18 protein-coding genes are annotated in these 16,970 nt (G+C 64.2%); 7 read left to right on the forward strand and 11 right to left on the reverse strand.

Annotation, left to right across the window (positions count from 1 at the left end):
* Nucleotides 1-38: 38 nt before the first annotated feature.
* From Mschef_RS01965 to Mschef_RS01980, 4 genes are all read right to left on the reverse strand, one after another.
* Nucleotides 39-914, reverse strand: coding sequence for a DMT family transporter (locus Mschef_RS01965; protein ID WP_081126159.1), 876 nt, complete (start codon nt 912-914; stop codon nt 39-41).
* The gene (locus Mschef_RS01970) at nt 911-1,708 is read right to left on the reverse strand and encodes a sulfite exporter TauE/SafE family protein (RefSeq protein ID WP_081126160.1); all 798 of its coding nucleotides are present in this window, start codon (nt 1,706-1,708) and stop codon (nt 911-913) included. Before Mschef_RS01970 ends, Mschef_RS01965 begins: the two co-directional genes overlap by 4 nt.
* A gap of 170 nt (nt 1,709-1,878) precedes the next feature.
* Entirely contained in the window at nt 1,879-3,042 is a 1,164-nt protein-coding gene (locus Mschef_RS01975) for a class I SAM-dependent rRNA methyltransferase (RefSeq protein WP_081126161.1), read from the reverse strand.
* Nucleotides 3,043-3,044: 2 nt separating this feature from the next.
* Complete coding sequence (locus Mschef_RS01980; protein ID WP_136256224.1) at nt 3,045-3,485, reverse strand: hypothetical protein; 441 nt, start codon at nt 3,483-3,485, stop codon at nt 3,045-3,047.
* A gap of 42 nt (nt 3,486-3,527) precedes the next feature.
* Between Mschef_RS01980 and Mschef_RS01985 the strand changes: the two genes are divergently transcribed.
* The 7 genes from Mschef_RS01985 to Mschef_RS02015 all read left to right on the forward strand — a co-directional run bounded on the left by Mschef_RS01985 (nt 3,528) and on the right by Mschef_RS02015 (nt 9,309).
* Nucleotides 3,528-3,839, forward strand: a complete 312-nt coding sequence (locus tag Mschef_RS01985) for a hypothetical protein (RefSeq protein WP_136256225.1) — start codon at nt 3,528-3,530, stop codon at nt 3,837-3,839.
* A 62-nt stretch (nt 3,840-3,901) separates the two neighbouring features.
* Nucleotides 3,902-5,842, forward strand: a complete 1,941-nt coding sequence (acs, locus tag Mschef_RS01990; RefSeq protein WP_136256233.1) for an acetate--CoA ligase — start codon at nt 3,902-3,904, stop codon at nt 5,840-5,842.
* Between the two features lie 64 nt (nt 5,843-5,906).
* Nucleotides 5,907-6,674 carry a hypothetical protein gene (locus Mschef_RS01995; protein ID WP_081126165.1) on the forward strand — a complete coding sequence of 256 codons (768 nt, stop codon included), beginning with the start codon at nt 5,907-5,909 and terminating at the stop codon, nt 6,672-6,674.
* Nucleotides 6,653-6,970, forward strand: a complete 318-nt coding sequence (locus Mschef_RS02000) for a hypothetical protein (RefSeq protein WP_081126166.1) — start codon at nt 6,653-6,655, stop codon at nt 6,968-6,970. The genes Mschef_RS01995 and Mschef_RS02000 overlap by 22 nt, the downstream gene beginning before the upstream one ends.
* Nucleotides 6,961-7,725 (forward strand): ATP-binding cassette domain-containing protein, encoded by a 765-nt coding sequence (locus Mschef_RS02005; protein ID WP_081126167.1) that lies wholly within the window; start codon nt 6,961-6,963, stop codon nt 7,723-7,725. The genes Mschef_RS02000 and Mschef_RS02005 overlap by 10 nt, the downstream gene beginning before the upstream one ends.
* Complete coding sequence (locus Mschef_RS02010) at nt 7,722-8,333, forward strand: 4'-phosphopantetheinyl transferase family protein (protein ID WP_081126168.1); 612 nt, start codon at nt 7,722-7,724, stop codon at nt 8,331-8,333. Before Mschef_RS02005 ends, Mschef_RS02010 begins: the two co-directional genes overlap by 4 nt.
* A 229-nt stretch (nt 8,334-8,562) precedes the next feature.
* Nucleotides 8,563-9,309, forward strand: a complete 747-nt coding sequence (locus Mschef_RS02015; protein WP_081126169.1) for a pyridoxine 5'-phosphate synthase — start codon at nt 8,563-8,565, stop codon at nt 9,307-9,309.
* Nucleotides 9,310-9,380: 71 nt separating this feature from the next.
* Here the strand turns inward: Mschef_RS02015 and Mschef_RS02020 are convergent, their stop codons facing one another.
* The 7 genes from Mschef_RS02020 to recF all read right to left on the reverse strand — a co-directional run bounded on the left by Mschef_RS02020 (nt 9,381) and on the right by recF (nt 16,960).
* Entirely contained in the window at nt 9,381-9,764 is a 384-nt protein-coding gene (locus tag Mschef_RS02020) for an ExbD/TolR family protein (RefSeq protein ID WP_242426417.1), read from the reverse strand.
* Between the two features lie 94 nt (nt 9,765-9,858).
* Nucleotides 9,859-10,278: an ExbD/TolR family protein gene (locus Mschef_RS02025; protein ID WP_081126171.1), complete on the reverse strand. Its 420-nt coding sequence runs from the start codon at nt 10,276-10,278 to the stop codon at nt 9,859-9,861.
* 32 nt (nt 10,279-10,310) lie between these two features.
* A complete protein-coding gene (locus Mschef_RS02030) occupies nt 10,311-11,042 on the reverse strand; it encodes a MotA/TolQ/ExbB proton channel family protein (protein WP_425480064.1) in 732 nt (243 codons plus the stop codon).
* Between the two features lie 113 nt (nt 11,043-11,155).
* On the reverse strand, nt 11,156-11,734 hold the full coding sequence (locus Mschef_RS02035) for an energy transducer TonB (protein ID WP_338093148.1): 579 nt from the start codon (nt 11,732-11,734) through the stop codon (nt 11,156-11,158).
* Between the two features lie 239 nt (nt 11,735-11,973).
* Nucleotides 11,974-13,251 (reverse strand): tetratricopeptide repeat protein, encoded by a 1,278-nt coding sequence (locus Mschef_RS02040; protein ID WP_168708817.1) that lies wholly within the window; start codon nt 13,249-13,251, stop codon nt 11,974-11,976.
* 155 nt (nt 13,252-13,406) lie between these two features.
* Complete coding sequence (gene gyrB / locus Mschef_RS02045; protein WP_081126174.1) at nt 13,407-15,830, reverse strand: DNA topoisomerase (ATP-hydrolyzing) subunit B; 2,424 nt, start codon at nt 15,828-15,830, stop codon at nt 13,407-13,409.
* Between the two features lie 65 nt (nt 15,831-15,895).
* Nucleotides 15,896-16,960 carry a DNA replication/repair protein RecF gene (gene recF / locus Mschef_RS02050; RefSeq protein ID WP_081126175.1) on the reverse strand — a complete coding sequence of 355 codons (1,065 nt, stop codon included), beginning with the start codon at nt 16,958-16,960 and terminating at the stop codon, nt 15,896-15,898.
* Nucleotides 16,961-16,970 lie beyond the last annotated feature (10 nt).

Here is a 16,970-nt window from a genome sequence, read left to right on the forward strand (position 1 = left end):
CGACGCGACGGCGCGCGCCGATGCTAACAGGCAGGCTGCTAGCGCATCGACGTGCGCCGCAAGCTCAGCAGCGCCATGGCGATCAGCGCCATGCCGGCGACCTCCCAGATACCGGGCTGCTCGTGCAGGATCAGCCAGGCCAGCAGCACGCCCATCAGCGGAATCGCCAGGCTGGTCAGGCTGGCCACCTGCGCCGGCAAACGCTGCACCACCAGCAGCCACAGCGCCCAACCAAGACCCGAGGCCAGCAGCACGTTGTAGGCCACCGCAGCGATGAACGGCGGCGTCCACTGCACCACGGGCTGCGGAATCAGCAAGGCCAGCAGGACCAGCAACAGCGTGCCGTACAGCATCTGCCAGGCGCTGACGCTGAGTAGCGCGACATCGGGATGGCGCACGAACAGGCGCTTGGCCAGTACCGTGCCCACAGCCCAACTCAATCCGCCGGCCAGCGCCAGCAGCACGCTGCGGGTGCTGCCCACGCCCTGCCATGGCGCGATCACCAGCAACAACCCGCAGGCGGCCACTGCGATGCTCCACCATTGGCGTCCGCCCGGGCGCGAGCCGAGCAGCGGCCATGCCAGCGCGATCGCCCAGAACGGCATGGTATAGGCCAGCAGTGCGGTCTTGCCGGCGCCGCCGCTGACCAGCGCCCACTGCACCAGTGCCTGGAAGCCCGCGGTCTGTGCCATGCCGATGCCCAGCGTCGGCCAAAATGGCGGCGGTGCCAGCGATTCGCGCCGCGCGAGCAGCAACACAAACAGCACCGCCGTGCCACCGACATAGCGCAGGGCCGAAAACGTGAACGGCCCCGAATACGCCAGGGCTTGCTTCATCACGATCCAGTTGTAGCTCCAGATCAGCGTCAGCGCGGCCAGCGCCAGCAGCGCACCACGTGCGCCGCGCGTGCTCACAGATGGAACGCGGCGAGGTTGCGGTACAGCATGTAGATCGCGGTCAAGGCCACGATCACCGCGAAGATCCAGTTCAGCGCTTTCTTGTTCTTGCCGAGGTGCGTGGCCAGACGCGCACCGATCCAGCCGCCGGCCACGCCGCCCAGGATATACAGCGCGGCGACGCGCCAGTCGACCAGACCCGACCAGGCGTAACTCAGCGCCGTGGTCATGCCGAAACTGCCCACCGAGAACAGCGAAGTGCCGATGGCCGCGAGGATCGGCATGCCGGTGGCCAGCATCAGCCCCGGCACGATCAGGAATCCGCCACCGATGCCGAAGAAACCCGACAACAAGCCGGCGCCGGCGCCGACCACGATCAGCCACGCGGTTTCCACCGCGACCGGGCGCTTGATCACGTCGCCGGTGCGCTCGGCGCGCGGGCGGGTCATCAGGAAGGCCACCACCAGCATCAGGATGGCGAACAGGAACAGCAGCTTGTGCCCGCCGACCGCCTTGCCCAGGATCGAGCCACCCAGCGCGGCGATGACCCCGGCGATGGCAAACACGATCGCGGCACGCCAGCGCACGTTGCCGGCACGCGCATGCGGAATCAGATTGAGATACGCATTGATGCCCACCGCCAGCGCGGTGGTGCCGATCACCACGTGCGGATCGGGATAGCCGACGAAGTAAGCCAGCAGCGGCACCGCCAGGATCGAGCCGCCACCGCCGATCAGGCCCAGCGAAAAACCAACCAACAGGCCGGAGATCACCGCAAAAATGTCTTGCAGCAAACTCAGATGAACCATCATGGGAACCATTGCGCACCGCCTCGGGATCAAAGGAAAAGGTGGCACGTGGACTGCCGCCATAAAATTAGCACCGCCTGATATGACAGTCCCCGCTCTTGACAGTTCCACCATGTTCAGATCCAGCACGGCGACGTAAGCAAACCGTAGGCTGCCGGCCGTCCTGCCGCTTGCTACATCACCCGCGCGAACACCGCCTTCAGATAGCGCCCTTCCGGAGCCGCGACGCGCCAGGGATGATCCGCGCCGGCGCCGCCGACGTGCAGGATCTGCAACTCGCGGCCCACCAGTGCCGCGGCACGCCGCAGCGCCTCGAGGAATGCCGGCTCGTCCACCAGGCCGGTGCAGGAACAACTCAGCAGCAACCCGCCAGGCGTCAGTGCGCGCATGGCCAGCGCGTTCATCGCCACGTAGGTACGCAGTGCCTGCGCAAGTTTGGCGGCGTCGCGGGTGAGCTTGGCCGGGTCCAGCACCAGCGTGTCCCAGCGCCGCCCGGCGGCAAGCGCCTGTTCGAGGTAGGCGAACAGATCGGCGGCGAGGAACTCCGCACGCAGGGTGTTGCGCGTGGCGTTGGTCCGCGCCAGGTCGAGCACGTCCGGGTCGAGGTCGATGCCGGTCACCTCGCCGCAGCCAGCGCGCGCCGCATTCAGCGCAAAACCGCCACTGTTGCAGCACACATCGAGCATGCGTCCGCTGGCCCAGGCGCCCAGGCGCGCACGATGGTCACGTTGATCGACGAAAAATCCGGTTTTGTGGCGTGTACCCGGCTGCACCTGGAATTCAAGGTCGTGCTCGCGTATCCAGCGCGGTGCCGGGATCGGCGCTGGCCGGCAATCGAAGCTCTCCTGCTTCTGCACATGCGTTTCGGCGAAGTGGTACAGCGTGGCCTCGGGATAATGCGTGCGCAGCGCGCCCTCGATGCCTTCGCGCAACTTCCACATGCCGGCGGCGAAATACTCGATCACCAGCAGATCGGCGTAGCGATCGACCACCAACCCTGGCAAGGCGTCGCCTTCGGCGTGGATCAGGCGCGCCGCACCCTGTCCCTGATCCAGGCCCAGCCGCGTGCGCAACGCCAGCGCCGCGGCGATGCGCGCGCCGATCCAGTCGCCGTCGATGGATTCCCGGGCGTCACGCGTCAGCACGCGCAGGCCGATGCGCGCGTGGCCGTTCCAGAAGCCGCGTGCCAGGAAGCGTCCGGTGTCATCCACCAGGTCCACCACGCTGCCCGGCGCCAGGCGCGCATCGGCCTGCAACGCGCGGCGGAAGATGGCCGGGTGTTGCGGCAGGCGCGGCGCCAGCAGGCGCACGCGTGGATACGCCGGAGCCGGATCCATGTTCATGCGCGCCGCGTGAGGCGCAGCAGCAGGAACAGGATCAAGCCGAGAAAATTCAGTCCGACAAACCAGTGCGCGCTGCCGCCAAGATAGAGCTGCCAGCCGATGTCCGGCACACGGTAGCCGAAACTCCAGTGGCCCCCGCGCGCGAAGCCCAGCGCCGCGACCGCGCCGGCGTGCCAGCCGTAGCTCAGCCACGGCGAGCCGAGGATCGGCACCTGCGCCAGCTGCAACCACTGCGACCATGCGCGGCCGCGCGCATCACCGTTGATCAGCCACACGCCAGCGACCAGGACCAGCAGAAACATCAGCGCGCCCAGCAACAGCAATGCGAACCATAGCGGCTCACGCACCACGAAGGCGCGTCCTGCCAGCTCGAAAAATCCCCAGAAACCGCCGGCGATCTGCAGCACGCCGATCAGCCGATGAATCATCGCGGACATAGGCTTCTCCGTGTCAAACTTGGATGATAGCCGCAGCGCAGCGTGCGCCATCCTCCGCGCAACGGGTTAAATTGCACGGCACTGTCTGCTTTCAAGGAGCGCCTGATGCCGTGGCTGGGTGTGCTGGTATTCGCCAGCGGCGTGGTCCTGCCGATCGTCTTGCATGGCCCCGGCTGGCTGGGGCTGGGCTTGCTGCTGAGTTTCGTCGGTGGAACCTGGGCGGTACTGGCGCTGGCAGATGCGCGCATCACCGGCAGCGCGCGCGACGAACATGTCAGCGATAGCCAACTGCAGGCATGGCGCGAGATGCTGCGCCAGCAGCGCCCGCCAGATGAGCCCCCCACGCGAACTTGAACGCGTTCTGCCCGTTGACACCCTTTGCACCGTTTTTGCCGATTCGAGGTTTTGCCATGTCGATCCAGCCTGTGTATCCCGTCGATCCCGCCTTTGCCGCGCACGCGCGCATCACGGCCGCGGATTACACGCGCCTGTACGCCGAATCGCTGCGCGATCCCGAGGGCTTCTGGCGTGAGGTGGCCAGGCGCCTCGAGTGGATGAAATTTCCCACACGCATCAAGGACACCAGCTTCGCGCGCGAGGATTTCCACATCCGCTGGTACGCGGACGGCGTGCTCAACGTCGCCGCCAACTGCCTCGACCGCCACCTCGCCACGCGTGGCGACAAGACCGCGATCATCTTCGAGGGCGACGATCCCGCCGAGTCGCGGCGCATCAGCTACCGCGAGCTGCACGCCGAGGTGTGCCAGGCGGCCAACGCGCTGCGCAACCTCGGCGTGCGCAAGGGCGATCGCGTGGCCATCTATCTGCCGATGATCCCCGAGGCCGCCGTGGCCATGCTGGCCTGCGCGCGCATCGGCGCGATCCACTCGGTGGTGTTCGGCGGTTTCTCGCCAGACTCGCTGGCCAACCGCATCAGCGATGCGCAATGCAAGCTGGTGATTACCAGCGACGAAGGTGTGCGCGGTGGCAGGAAGATTCCACTCAAGGCCAACGTCGATGCCGCGCTCGAGCGTCCCGGCACGCAGAGCGTGGAAACCGTGCTGGTCGTGCGCCGCACCGGCGCCGCCGTGTCCATGCGCGCGCCGCGCGACCGCTGGTGGCACGTGGTCTGCGAAGGTCAAGCCACGCAATGCGCGCCGGAGCCGATGGGCGCCGAGGATGCGCTGTTCATCCTGTATACCTCCGGCTCCACCGGCAAGCCCAAGGGCGTGCTGCACAGCAGTGGCGGCTACCTGGTCTTCGCCAGCTACACGCACGAGTGCATTTTCGATTTGCGCGAGGACGACGTGTACTGGTGCACCGCCGATGTCGGCTGGGTGACCGGGCACAGCTACATCGTGTATGGCCCGCTGGCCAACGGCGCCACCACGCTGATGTTCGAGGGTGTGCCCAACCATCCCGACAGCAGCCGCTTCTGGCAGGTGATCGACAAGCATCAGGTGACCTTGTTCTACACCGCGCCCACCGCGATCCGCGCGCTGATGCGCGAGGGCGATGAACCGGTCAAGCGCACCTCGCGTGCGTCCCTGCGCCTGCTCGGCAGCGTCGGCGAGCCGATCAATCCGGAGGCGTGGAGCTGGTATCACCGTGTGGTGGGCGATGCGCGCTGCCCGATCGTGGACACCTGGTGGCAGACCGAGACCGGCGGCATTTTGATCAGCCCTCTGCCCGGCGCCAGCACGCTCAAGCCCGGCTCGGCCACACGGCCGTTCTTCGGCATCCAGCCGGCCATCGTCGATGCCGAGGGCGGGGTCTGTGACGGTGCGTGCGAGGGTAATCTGGTGATCACGGACTCGTGGCCGGGACAGATGCGCACGCTGTGGGGTGACCACGCGCGTTTCATCGAGACGTATTTTTCGACTTACCCAGGCACCTACTTCACTGGCGATGGCGCACGCCGCGATGCCGACGGCGATTACTGGATCACCGGCCGCGTCGATGATGTGCTCAATGTCTCCGGGCATCGCCTGGGCACCGCCGAGGTGGAGAGCGCGCTGGTCGCGCACCCGCATGTGGCCGAAGCCGCAGTGGTGGGCTGCGTGCATGACATCAAGGGGCAGGGCATCTATGCCTATGTCACCCTGATCGCCGAGATCGAGCCCAGCGAGGCGCTGCGCAAGGAACTGATCCAATGGGTGCGCCAGGAAATCGGGCCGATCGCCACGCCCGATTACCTGCAATGGGCGCCGGCGCTGCCAAAGACGCGCTCGGGCAAGATCATGCGCCGCATCCTGCGCAAGATCGCCGAGAACGCGCCCGAGCAACTGGGCGACATCTCCACGCTGGCCGATCCGACCGTGGTCGCCGGCCTGGTCGAGGCGCGGCTGATCCGGTGAACGGCGTCAGCGAACCGATGCGGTGTCCCGCCGTCACGCGGTCACGGCTCGTGCGCGGCGCGGCATGGACGCGCTGAGCGAAACCACCTCCCTGCAGGCCTTGTTGCTGCGCGAGGCGTGGTGGCGTTGGCGCGCGCGGCATGGCCTTGCCCCGGGCCGGCTGCGCCTCGCGCGCGCTGGGCGCTTGGGACTACCCATCGCGGGTGCGGTGCTGGCGGGTCTGGCACTGGCTTGGCTGCTGCCCAATGTGGCTTTGCTGACTGCACGCCAGCCACTGTTTCTGCTGCTGCTGCTGGCCGCGTTCGCCGCACGCGGCGGCCTCACTGCGGCGCATGCGCTGCATGCCGCGGCGGACGAGCATTGGTTGCAGGCCTTGCCATTGTCCGCGACGCGACGGCGCCTGCATGTCTGGTTGCTCGGCAGCCTGCATGCCTGCGCGCGCACCCTGCCTCTGTGGCTGACATTGTACGTGGCGGTTTTCCACGTGATGTCATTCGCGTCGATGTCGGCCGCTGGCGCTGCGCTTGTTGTCATGTTTCTGGCTGGGGCCTGCGGCAGTCTTTGGGGCATGCGACGCAGGCATGCGCGCCTTGATGCGCACGTCATGCCGCGTGCATGCTCCGTTGCACCACTGCCGTCCGCTCCACCACTCCTGGATGCGGACCGCGCTGGTGTTGCCTCGCTGCGCATCCTGCTGTGGCATTGGCAGCTGCGGCGCCTCGGTCATCTGCGTCCGGATCGCCACAAACTGTTGCTCGCCGTGATCGCCCTCATGCCCCAATGGGCACCCCGCTTGGCGCCGCGCTATTCATGCTCGCCTTCGCCTGGTTGATGGCCAGCGCATTCGACGCACTGGCCATCAGCCGCGCCACGCTGCTGCACGTGCTCATGCTCACCCAGGCATGCATCACCACGCCACTGCGCTGGCTGCTGGCGATACTGCCGCTGCCTTTGCTGGTGATGGTCGGCGGCAGCCTGTGCGCGGCGACAGCGGTACGCGCGCTCGCCTGGTCAGACTCGTGGTTGCGCACGGCGCTGCTGTTCCTCCTGGTCTGCTGCGGGGTCGGGTTGTCGTTGCTGGTCATGCAACCGTTGCGGCTGCGGCGCAGGCTTGATCCATGGCGATGAACCCCGCGCCACCGTTGCTGGAAGTGAGCGGGCTATGCGTCGGACGTGGCACGCAACGCATCCTCGATGGCGTCGATCTGCGTATCGACGGTGGTGAAATCATCGCGCTGCTGGGCGCCAACGGCGCCGGCAAGACCACGTTGGCACGGTGTGTGGCCGGGTTGATGCGACCCGTGGCGGGCTCGGTGTGGCTGGACGGCGCGCGCGTGGACAGCATGCACCCAAGCAGTCGCCGCGCACTTGGCATGGCGGTCAACCACTGGCTGTTGCCACTGGAACTCAGCGGTCACGAGTGCGTGCAATTGTTCGCGCGCGCGCAAGGCCAGCCCGGGCACGCGCCGGCCGCCGCACCTTTGCTGCTGAGCCTAGGCCTGGATGCGTCACGGCTGGCGCAGCCGCTGGGCTGTTATTCCCTGGGCATGCGCCAGAAACTGGGCTTGGCGCTGGGCATGCTGGGCAGTCCGCGCCTGCTCGTGCTGGACGAATCGTTGAGCGGCCTGGATGCCGTGAGCCTGGCCGCTGCCGAGGCGCTGTTGCGCGCGCGTTGCGCGCAAGGCGCCGCGGTATTGTTGGCGACGCATGCGCTCGAGCATGCCGCACGCTTCGCCGATCGTCTGTTGCTGTTGCATGCGGGGCGTGTTGCCGGCGCATGGCGGCGCGATGAGCTCACTGTGTTGGCCGGGCAGGGGCATGATTTGCTGCAGGTCCTGGGGGCCGCCACGGCGATTCAAGCGGCTTCGGGAGGCGCAGGATGAGCGCCATGCTCGGCTCGCACTCGACGATCGATTGTTGGCTGGCGCGTTGGCCCACGCGCGATGGCTGGGACTGGGTGCGCGCCACGCTGGGCTCCGCCCTGGCAGTGGATGCCGCGGCGCTGTCGATTGTTCGCGATGAACAGGGCAAGCCACACTTCACGGGCGCGCTCCGCGAGTGGCACTTCAGCCTCAGCCACAGCGGCGGCAGGGCGCTGCTCGCCTTGGCGCAAGATCAACCCGTGGGCGTGGATCTGGAATCGCCACGACCACGCCGCCGCTTGCTGGACCTGGCGCAGCGTTTTTTCACTGCAGCGGAAACGAGCGCTTTGCGCGGGCTGCCCGAAGAGGAGCGTCTGCACGCGTTCTACGCGCTGTGGACGGCCAAGGAAGCCGTACTGAAGGCGGCCGGCGTCGGTATCGGCTACGGGCTCGCCAAGGCCGGTATGGCATGGCGCGGGCCAGATTGGGTTGTTGATCAATTCGCCGACGCGCTGGCTCCGGCTGCGGCGTGGCAGCTGCAGCGCCTGGACTTGCCTGCGGCGCTGCTTGGACACCTGGCGTGGCGGGGTCCGCAACGATTGGTCCAACTGATCGATACGACCTGTTGATTCGCATTTTTGCATGGCTTCGCCGAGGCGGCGAGGCGGGTTTGGCGCGTGGCGGAACTTTTCGGCTGGTCACGCACTCTCTTTAACGCATCTCCTGCCGTGAAGTGCCGTTCGAGGTTCCTGGTGTGACACGGATTCAAAGCGCGCTCATGGCGCGCTTTTTTTTCTGCGTGTTCTGCTGCATGCCGATCGCTGGCATGCTTGCCGCGATGCCGATCGCGAGAATGCCATGACCCAGCTCAGCGTCAACGTCAACAAGATCGCCGTGCTGCGCAATTCGCGCGGCGGCAATGAGCCCAGCGTGGAACACGCGGCACGGACATGCATCGAGGCTGGCGCACAAGGCATCACCGTGCACCCGCGCCCGGATCAGCGCCATATCCGCCCACAGGATGTTTTGGAGCTTGCGGATCTATGCCATGGCAAGGTGGAATACAACATCGAGGGCAATCCGTTCGCGCCGCCGCGCGGGGCTTACCCAGGCTTGCTGGAACTGGTGCGCGCCACGCGTCCTGCGCAAGTGACCTTGGTGCCAGATGGCGATGCGCAGCTGACCTCGGACCATGGCTTTTCACTGCCTGGCGATATTGTCAAACTGTGGCCGCTGGTCGCGGCACTACGCGCGCACGCCGGGCGTGTTTCCGTTTTCGTGGATGCAGGCGCCACGGATTTTACAGGATTGGTCGGCATCGGCGTGGCGCGCATCGAGATCTACACTGGTCCCTACGCCGAAGCCTGCGTCGGCGCTGATTACAGCGCTGCGCTGGATGCCTGCGTACGCACGGCGCGCGCGGCGCGCGCGGCGGGCGTGCTGGTCAATGCCGGGCACGATCTGAATCAACGCAATCTGCCACAACTGCGCGCGTTCATTCCTGATCTGGCGGAGGTTTCGATTGGGCATGCACTGATCAGCGAAGCGCTGTACACGGGCCTCGCACCTGCCGTGCACGCTTATCTGGCGTTGCTGCGGACCTGAGCGCCGCCCCGTAATCAGCACCATCAACGCGAAGAGCGCCTTGCGGCGCCCTGCTCTTGAGACCAGTGTGTTTATCCACCCTGATCGGTATTCTCGAAACCGATCTTTTCCAGCCCGGCACGCTTGGCATCGGCCAGCACCGCCGCCACGTTTTGATATTCGACGTTGGGCGAAGCGTTGATCTGCAGCTCGGGCTGTGGCTTCTTGACTGCCGTCACCGCCAGCTGCGCCTTCAACTCGGAAATCGTGACTGGCAGGCTGTTCCAGAAAATCGAGCCATCGGCGCGAATCTGCAGCTTGATCGGCTCCGGCGGGTTGAGCGGCGGCTGCACATTGCGATTGGGCTGTGGCAGATCAATGCGGATGCGATGCGTCAGCAATGGTGCGGTGATCATGAATATGATCAGCAATACCAGCATCACGTCGACCAGCGGCGTGACGTTGATCTCCGACATGGGGCTGCTGCTGCCACCACTCTTGCTGCTGAAAGCCATTGCTCGCTACCTCATGCTCCGGGCGGGCTGCGCTGCGCGCGCCTGCGGTACGGACTCAGTTTTTGCCGGTGGTGACAAAGCCGATCTTGATGATGCCTGATTGCTTGGCGTCGGCCAGGATCCTGGAGACTTCCTTGAAGCGGATCGAGCGATCGGCGCGCAGATGGATCTCGGGCTGCGGATTCTTGGCCGCTTCCACGGCAAAGCGGGCGCGCAGTTCGTTCTGCGTGACCTTTGAATCGTTCCAGTACATGGCGCCATCGTTCCTGACCGCCAGGTCGACCGAGCCGCCACTCTGGTGCGGATTCGTCGTGGGGCTGGCGACAGGCAGCTCGACCTTGATCTGGTGCGCGGCCAGTGGTGCGGTGATCATGAAGATGATCAACAACACCAACATCACGTCCACCAGCGGGGTGACGTTGATTTCGGACATCGGGGCGCCACTATTGGCGCCCCCTCCGGTACTCATTGCCATGGGCCGATCCTCTCCTCTGCCTGCGCGAATTCTTACTTCTTGGCCGGAGCAGCAATCTCGCCGACGCGCGCACCTGTAGCGAAGAAATCGTGCAGGTCATGCGCGAATTCGTCGAACTTGGCATAGGTCACACGGTTCATGCGCACGAAGAAGTTGTAGGCGAACACAGCAGGGATGGCGGTGCCAAGGCCCATCGCGGTCATGATCAATGCTTCACCCACCGGGCCTGCCACCGCGCCAATCGATGCGTTGCCGGATGCGCCGATGGCGATCAGGGCGTGATAGATGCCCCAGACCGTGCCCAGCAGACCGACGAATGGCGCCGCCGAACCCACCGTGGCCAGCAGGGTCAGGCCTGTTTCGAGACGCATGCTCTCGCGCGCCACGGCCTGACGCAGCGAGCGATCCACGAATTCGGAACGACTCAGCGTCTGAGCGATGGCCCCACCTTCAGCTTTCTGGTGGTGCGAGGCGGCCTGCGCGCAATCCAGCGCGATCTTCGAGAATGGTTCGGATGGCGGCTGCGCTTCCATGGCGCGGATCGCATCCTGTGGTGATGGCGTATGCCAGAAGGCATCGATCACCTTGTTCATGCGCGAACGCAATGCGCCGTTTTTGATCAGGTTGAAGATGATGTAGTACCAGGACAGCACCGACATCACCAGGAGCACGATGAAGACCAGCCAGCCCAACCAGTCGAAGTTGTGGATCAACTGATCGAAGCCGGCTTGCTGCAGCGCATGGGCATTGGCGTTACCGCCCAGCGTCGGCAGTGGTGCGCCGGAAGGAGGAATGGCTGCGCCCTGGGCGGCCGACGAGGAGGTGGAGGCTTCTTGCAGCATGACACTACCCTTTGAGCAAACGTGGACAGGTTCGGTTAGAAACCGAGATCGCTAAGCTTGAACTGGACCGGGACTTTCACCCAACCGCCGACAGGTTTGCCATCCTGGCTGCCGGGATTGAACTTCCATTTCCGTGCTGCCTCGATGGCGGCACGGTCGAGATCGCGGTAACCACTGGATTGGTCGACCTTGACGTCCTGCACCGAACCATCCGCACCAACCAGTACCAGAAGGTACACCGTTCCCTGCTGGTGTTGGCGCACGGCCGAGATTGGATAACGCGGCGGTTGCCGATTGTTGTACGAAATGTCCTGGCTGGGCGCGATATCGACTGGCGCCGCAGGGGGTGCCGGCGGCGTCGGCGTCGCAGCTACGGACATCGCGGACTGCTCCGCAACCGGCGGTGGTGGCGCTGGCGGCGGCGGCATCGGCGGCGGCTTGATGACCTGGATCACCTTCGGCGGCGGCGCTTTGGGCGGTATCGGCGGCGGCGGCGGCGGCGGCGGCGGCGGCGGCGGCGGCTTGATGAACTCGACCTGGACGATCTTTTCCTTCGCCTTTTCCTTCGCCTGCGGCGGCGCCGCTGGCGACAGCATCATCAGGATCGCGGCCACGTGGATCGCAATCGCGCCGGACAGCGCCCAGGTGCGCTTCCAGTTGAATCGGGTTGCCCCGGATTGATCGGTACTCGACGCCATCATTCAACCAACAATGCTGAGTGCTTTTATCGCCGGGCCCCGCGCAGCCTAGGCTTTGCGCCGCGAGGGTTCGAAAGCCCGCCACAGTACACGAGAACTTCGATCGTGTATAGCGTGCGTTCAGCCTCAAACGAGGCCCGGGCCACGTGTCTGTATTACTTGCGACCGCCGCGCAATTGCTTCAGTACTTTTTCGGCAGCAGCGTGCGTTTCCGGGTCTTGCGCGGCTTTCTCGAACGCGGCCATCGCGGCCTTGCGATCCTTCAGCGCGAGGTCGGCATTGCCGATCAGCGCCCATGCCGCACCCACGCGCTTGACGCCACGCTTGAGCGCAGTCTGCATCAGGCTGCGTCCCTCGGTGAACTTCTGATCCTGGATCAACAGCTGCCCACGCAGGAAATCCATCTCGCCATCCTTCGCATAGGGCGAGGCCTTGGTCCATGCGGACATGGCCTTGTCCTGCTCGCCGGCGACGTAATAGGCGTCGCCGAGCAGCTTGTACGCCTCCAGGCTCGGCGTGACGATGTTCTTGCTCAGACCATCCTGCACCACTCCAGCGGCCTGCAGCGCATCGGGCTTGGGGTTGTCCTGATTCTGCCCGATGTACAGGTACATCTTGGCCAGATTGATGTAGTCATCATTGCTGGTGTAAAGCCCGCGCGCTTTGGCCGCGGCCATGACCTTGAGCGCCTTGTCCGGCTCTTTGGCCTGGATGTAGACGCTGACGAGATTTTTGACCGCGGCCTTGTCGTTGGGATTCTTGGCGACGACAGCCTCTTCCAGCTTGGCCGCCTCGGCGTAATCATTGAGGCCAAAATAGCTGGCCATCAGCAACTGGTTCCACGAATCCGGAGCATCGGGCTTCAGTGCCAACGCTTGTTTCATTGCACCGACGGCGTTCTGGTACTGGTTGAGCCGGTAGTAGATATTGCCTTCAAGCGCATACGCATCACCGGATTGTTTGCCGCCTTCGGTCATCCATTTCTGCAGCGTGGCCAACGCCGGTTGCCACTGCTCGTCCTGCGCCTGCAATTGGGCGATGGTCAGCATGGTGTTGAAGTAGTCGTTGTTGGGCAGCGAGTTCAGATCCAGCGACTGCTGCAACAGCGGCACCGCGGCCTTGTTGTTGCCCGCATTCATCTGGACCTGCGCCAGACCGCGCAGCGCCATGGCCTTGGCATACTTGCTCGAGGAATCCTTCAGTACCTTGTTGAGTTCGTCCGTGGCCTTGGCGTCGTCATTCTTGTTGAGCGCATTGAAGCCCGCTTGCAGCATGCGTTGTTCGCGCTCGCTGCGCAGATCGTTCTTCGGCTGCTCGCGCTTGGTGTTCGGGTACTCCGGTGCGTTCTTGTCGTCCCTGGCACTGGCGGCGCCAACGGCGGTCAAGGCAAGGACCAGCAGCAACAGGAACTTGAGCAGGGAACGAACTTTCATGCAGACCTCGCGGGGGAGAGGACGCCGCGGCTGGCCGCGGTGGGAAGATGAAGCGTAATCGCTGGCGCACATTCCGCCAAGCTGCGCCGCCGCAGGCATGCGCTGCATACGATTGCAGCGGCGTCCGCATGGGCCGCGCGTTTGGCGCGTGGCTGTCAGATATCGAGGTTGGCGACCTTCAGCGCGTTGGATTCAATGAACTCGCGCCGTGGCTCGACCGCCTCGCCCATCAGCATGGCAAAAACGCGATCTGCGCTGATGGCGTCTTCGATGCGCACCTGCAACAGGCGCCGGGTTTCGGGATTGACCGTGGTTTCCCAAAGCTGCTCGGGGTTCATTTCGCCCAATCCCTTGAAGCGCTGAATCATGCGGCCCTTTTTGGCTTCTTCGAACAAAACAGCGCGCGCCTGTGCAAGATTCTGCACTGCGCGATTGGCACTGCCTCGACGAATGCTGGCGCCGGCCTCGATCAGATCGTGCGCGGCGCGGCTCAACTCAAGAATGGGACGAAACTCTGCGCTGGCGAAAAATCCACGCGCCATGGGCCAGGTGTGATCGAGTCCGTGCTGGCTGCGCGTCAACAACAGCACAGCACCATGCTCACCGCCGGGCTGCACGGTGAAGCTGTAGCGCGCGCGGCCCAGTCCTTCGGCATTGAGCCCGGCAACCAGTGCATCGGCCCATTCCTGCAACGCATGGGTGTCGTGCCAGGCGCCCTCATCCAGCGGCGCGTGTTCGAACATGGCGCCAAGCACGGCATTGTCGCAACGCATACTGAGACGCGGCAGGGCGTCCTCTGCCTGCTGCCACAAACGCAACAAACGCTCCAGGGCTTCTGCGCGAATGGGCGGCGCACCTTCGCCAGGCACCAATTCAGCGCCTTCGATGGCACTGTTCAGCAGGTAAGCGTTGAGCGCGGCATCGTCCTTCAGATACATCTCCTGCTTGCCTTGCTTGAGTTTGTACAACGGCGGCAAGCCGATATAAACGTAGCCGCGGTCGATCAGCTCGGGCATCTGTCGATAGAAGAAGGTCAGCAGCAAGGTGCGGATATGGCTGCCGTCCACGTCCGCATCGGTCATGATGATGATGCGGTGATAGCGGATCTTGTCCGGGTTATATTCATCCTTGCCGATGCCGCAGCCCAGCGCGGTGATCAATGTGCCGACCTCGGCCGAAGCGAGCATGCGATCAAAGCGCGCCTTTTCGACGTTGAGGATCTTGCCCTTCAGCGGCAGCACCGCTTGATTCTTGCGGTTGCGTCCCTGCTTGGCTGAGCCGCCTGCCGAGTCACCTTCGACCAGAAACAATTCCGACAATGCCGGGTCTTTTTCCTGGCAATCAGCCAGTTTGCCAGGTAGCCCAGCAATATCCAGCGCGCCTTTGCGCCGAGTCATCTCGCGCGCTTTGCGCGCTGCTTCGCGCGCGCGCGCGGCATCGACTACTTTGCCGGCGATGGTGCGGGCCTCGCCGGGATTTTCCAGCAGAAATTCCTCCAGCGTCTGGCCAACACCCTGCTCGACCACGGTCTTGACCTCGCTGGAAACCAGCTTTTCCTTGGTCTGCGATGAGAACTTCGGGTCCGGCACCTTTACCGAGAGCACGGCGATCAGCCCCTCGCGCATGTCGTCACCGGTCAGCTGCACCTTGGCGTTCTTGGCCAGATTCTCACGCTCAATGTACTGTGTCAGCGTGCGCGTCAGCGCGGCACGAAAACCGGTGAGGTGGGTGCCGCCATCACGTTGCGGAATGTTGTTGGTGTAGCAGTACACACCTTCCTGATAGCCGTCGGTCCACTGCAAGGCCACCTCGACCTCGATACCGTCGGCACGGTAATTCAGGCTGATCACCTTGGGGTGCAACGGGGTTTTCAGCTCGGCCAAGTGTTGTACGAAGGCGCAAATGCCCCCCTCATAGGCGAAAACGTCCTCGCGTTCTTGCCCTGGGCGCAAATCCGCCAGCTCGATACGCAATCCCGAGTTGAGGAAAGCCAGCTCGCGCAGGCGCTTGGCCAATATGTCGTAATGAAACTCGGTGATCGCAAAAACTTCTGTGCTGGGCAGAAAGCGCACCGTGGTGCCACGTCGCACACTGGCTTCCACGTCGCGCATTGCGAACAGCGGCTCACCCATGCGGTATTCCTGCCGGTGCATGCGGCCCTGGCGATGAACCTCCAGCCACAAGTGTTCGGACAAGGCGTTGACCACGGACACGCCAACACCATGCAGGCCGCCGGAAACCTTGTACGCATTGTCATCGAACTTGCCACCGGCGTGCAGCACGGTCATCACGACTTCGGCGGTGGAACGACCCTCCTCGGGGTGAATTTCGACGGGAATGCCGCGACCATTGTCCTCAACACTGACCGAGCCATCCTCATGCAACTCGACGCGTACGCGATCGCAGTGTCCGGCCAACGCTTCGTCAATGGCGTTGTCCACCACCTCGAACACCATGTGGTGCAGGCCCGTGCCGTCATCGGTGTCGCCGATATACATGCCGGGGCGCTTGCGCACCGCTTCCAGCCCTTTGAGAACTTTGATGCTGCTTGCGTCGTAATGTTGCCCGGATTCACTCATGCCGATTCGCGCATTGTCTATCGCCGCAGCGCGGCCAAGGCATCAATTCTAGCAGTTGCCCCGTTTCAGGCGCGGAGCACACCATGTTCCACGTGGAACACCCGCATGCCGGGTTGCCAGCGCTGTGGGAAATCGGTCCCGGTGATCCAGGTCTGCGCGCCACTGCTTTGCAGGTAAGTCATCACCTGATCGAGATGGGCAGCATCCAGTTCGGCCGAAAGATCATCCAGAAGCAGCAATGGTGTTGTCGCGCGAAGCTCGCGAAACACATCAAATTGCGCCAAGAGGCAGGCCAATGCCGCGAGCTTGGTTTGCCCACGCGAAAGTTGATGGCGTTCTGGCGCGTGCTCGAATCCGAGTAACCAATCAGCACGATGTGGGCCCTGCCTTGTGTACCCTTGCTCACGGTCCCGCATTCGATGCACCGCCAGCACCTCGATTAATGAGGCATCCGAGGCCCAGCCACGCTGATAATTCAACGTCGGCTCCCCAAGTTCCGGCAGCCAGCGGGCCAGGTGCTCAAGCAACCGCACGCGCAAACGTCCGAGGTAGGCATGGCGTTGCCCATCCAGCCATTGGGCTGCGTTGGCCATTCCCTGCTCCCACACGTCAAGTTGTGTGCTGTCGCCGTTCGTGCGCAACAAAAAGTTGCGCTGTAGCAGGCAGCGCTGATAACTCTGCCATATCTCCAGGAAGGTGTGTTCCACGTGGAACACACCCCAATCCATAAAGCGGCGGCGACCCTCAGCCGGACCAGTGAGTACGCCATGGCTCCCGGGCTCGACGCAAATGGCCGCGCAATGCACCAACAAGTCGGAAAGGCGTGGGACGGACTGCGCGTCAATTCGCGCGCGCCATCCATGCGCACTGCGCGCCAAGCCAAGTCGGTGTGTGTGACCGACAGTATCGAGTTCTGCGTAGACGGTGCATTCCTCCTGTCCACGCCGAATCAGCGCTTTGCTGCCTCCGGGACGAAACGAGCGTCCGTGCGACAACAGGAACAGCGCCTCGAGCACGCTGGTCTTGCCGCTGCCATTGGCGCCCAGCAGGAGATTCAGACCTGCAGACGGAACAATCGACAGTGATTCAAAGCAACGCAGTTGCGCCAGATTCAGGCGCAAGACGCGCATGGAACTTCAC

The organism is Metallibacterium scheffleri (genome assembly GCF_002077135.1).
GTDB classification, from domain to species: domain Bacteria; phylum Pseudomonadota; class Gammaproteobacteria; order Xanthomonadales; family Rhodanobacteraceae; genus Metallibacterium; species Metallibacterium scheffleri.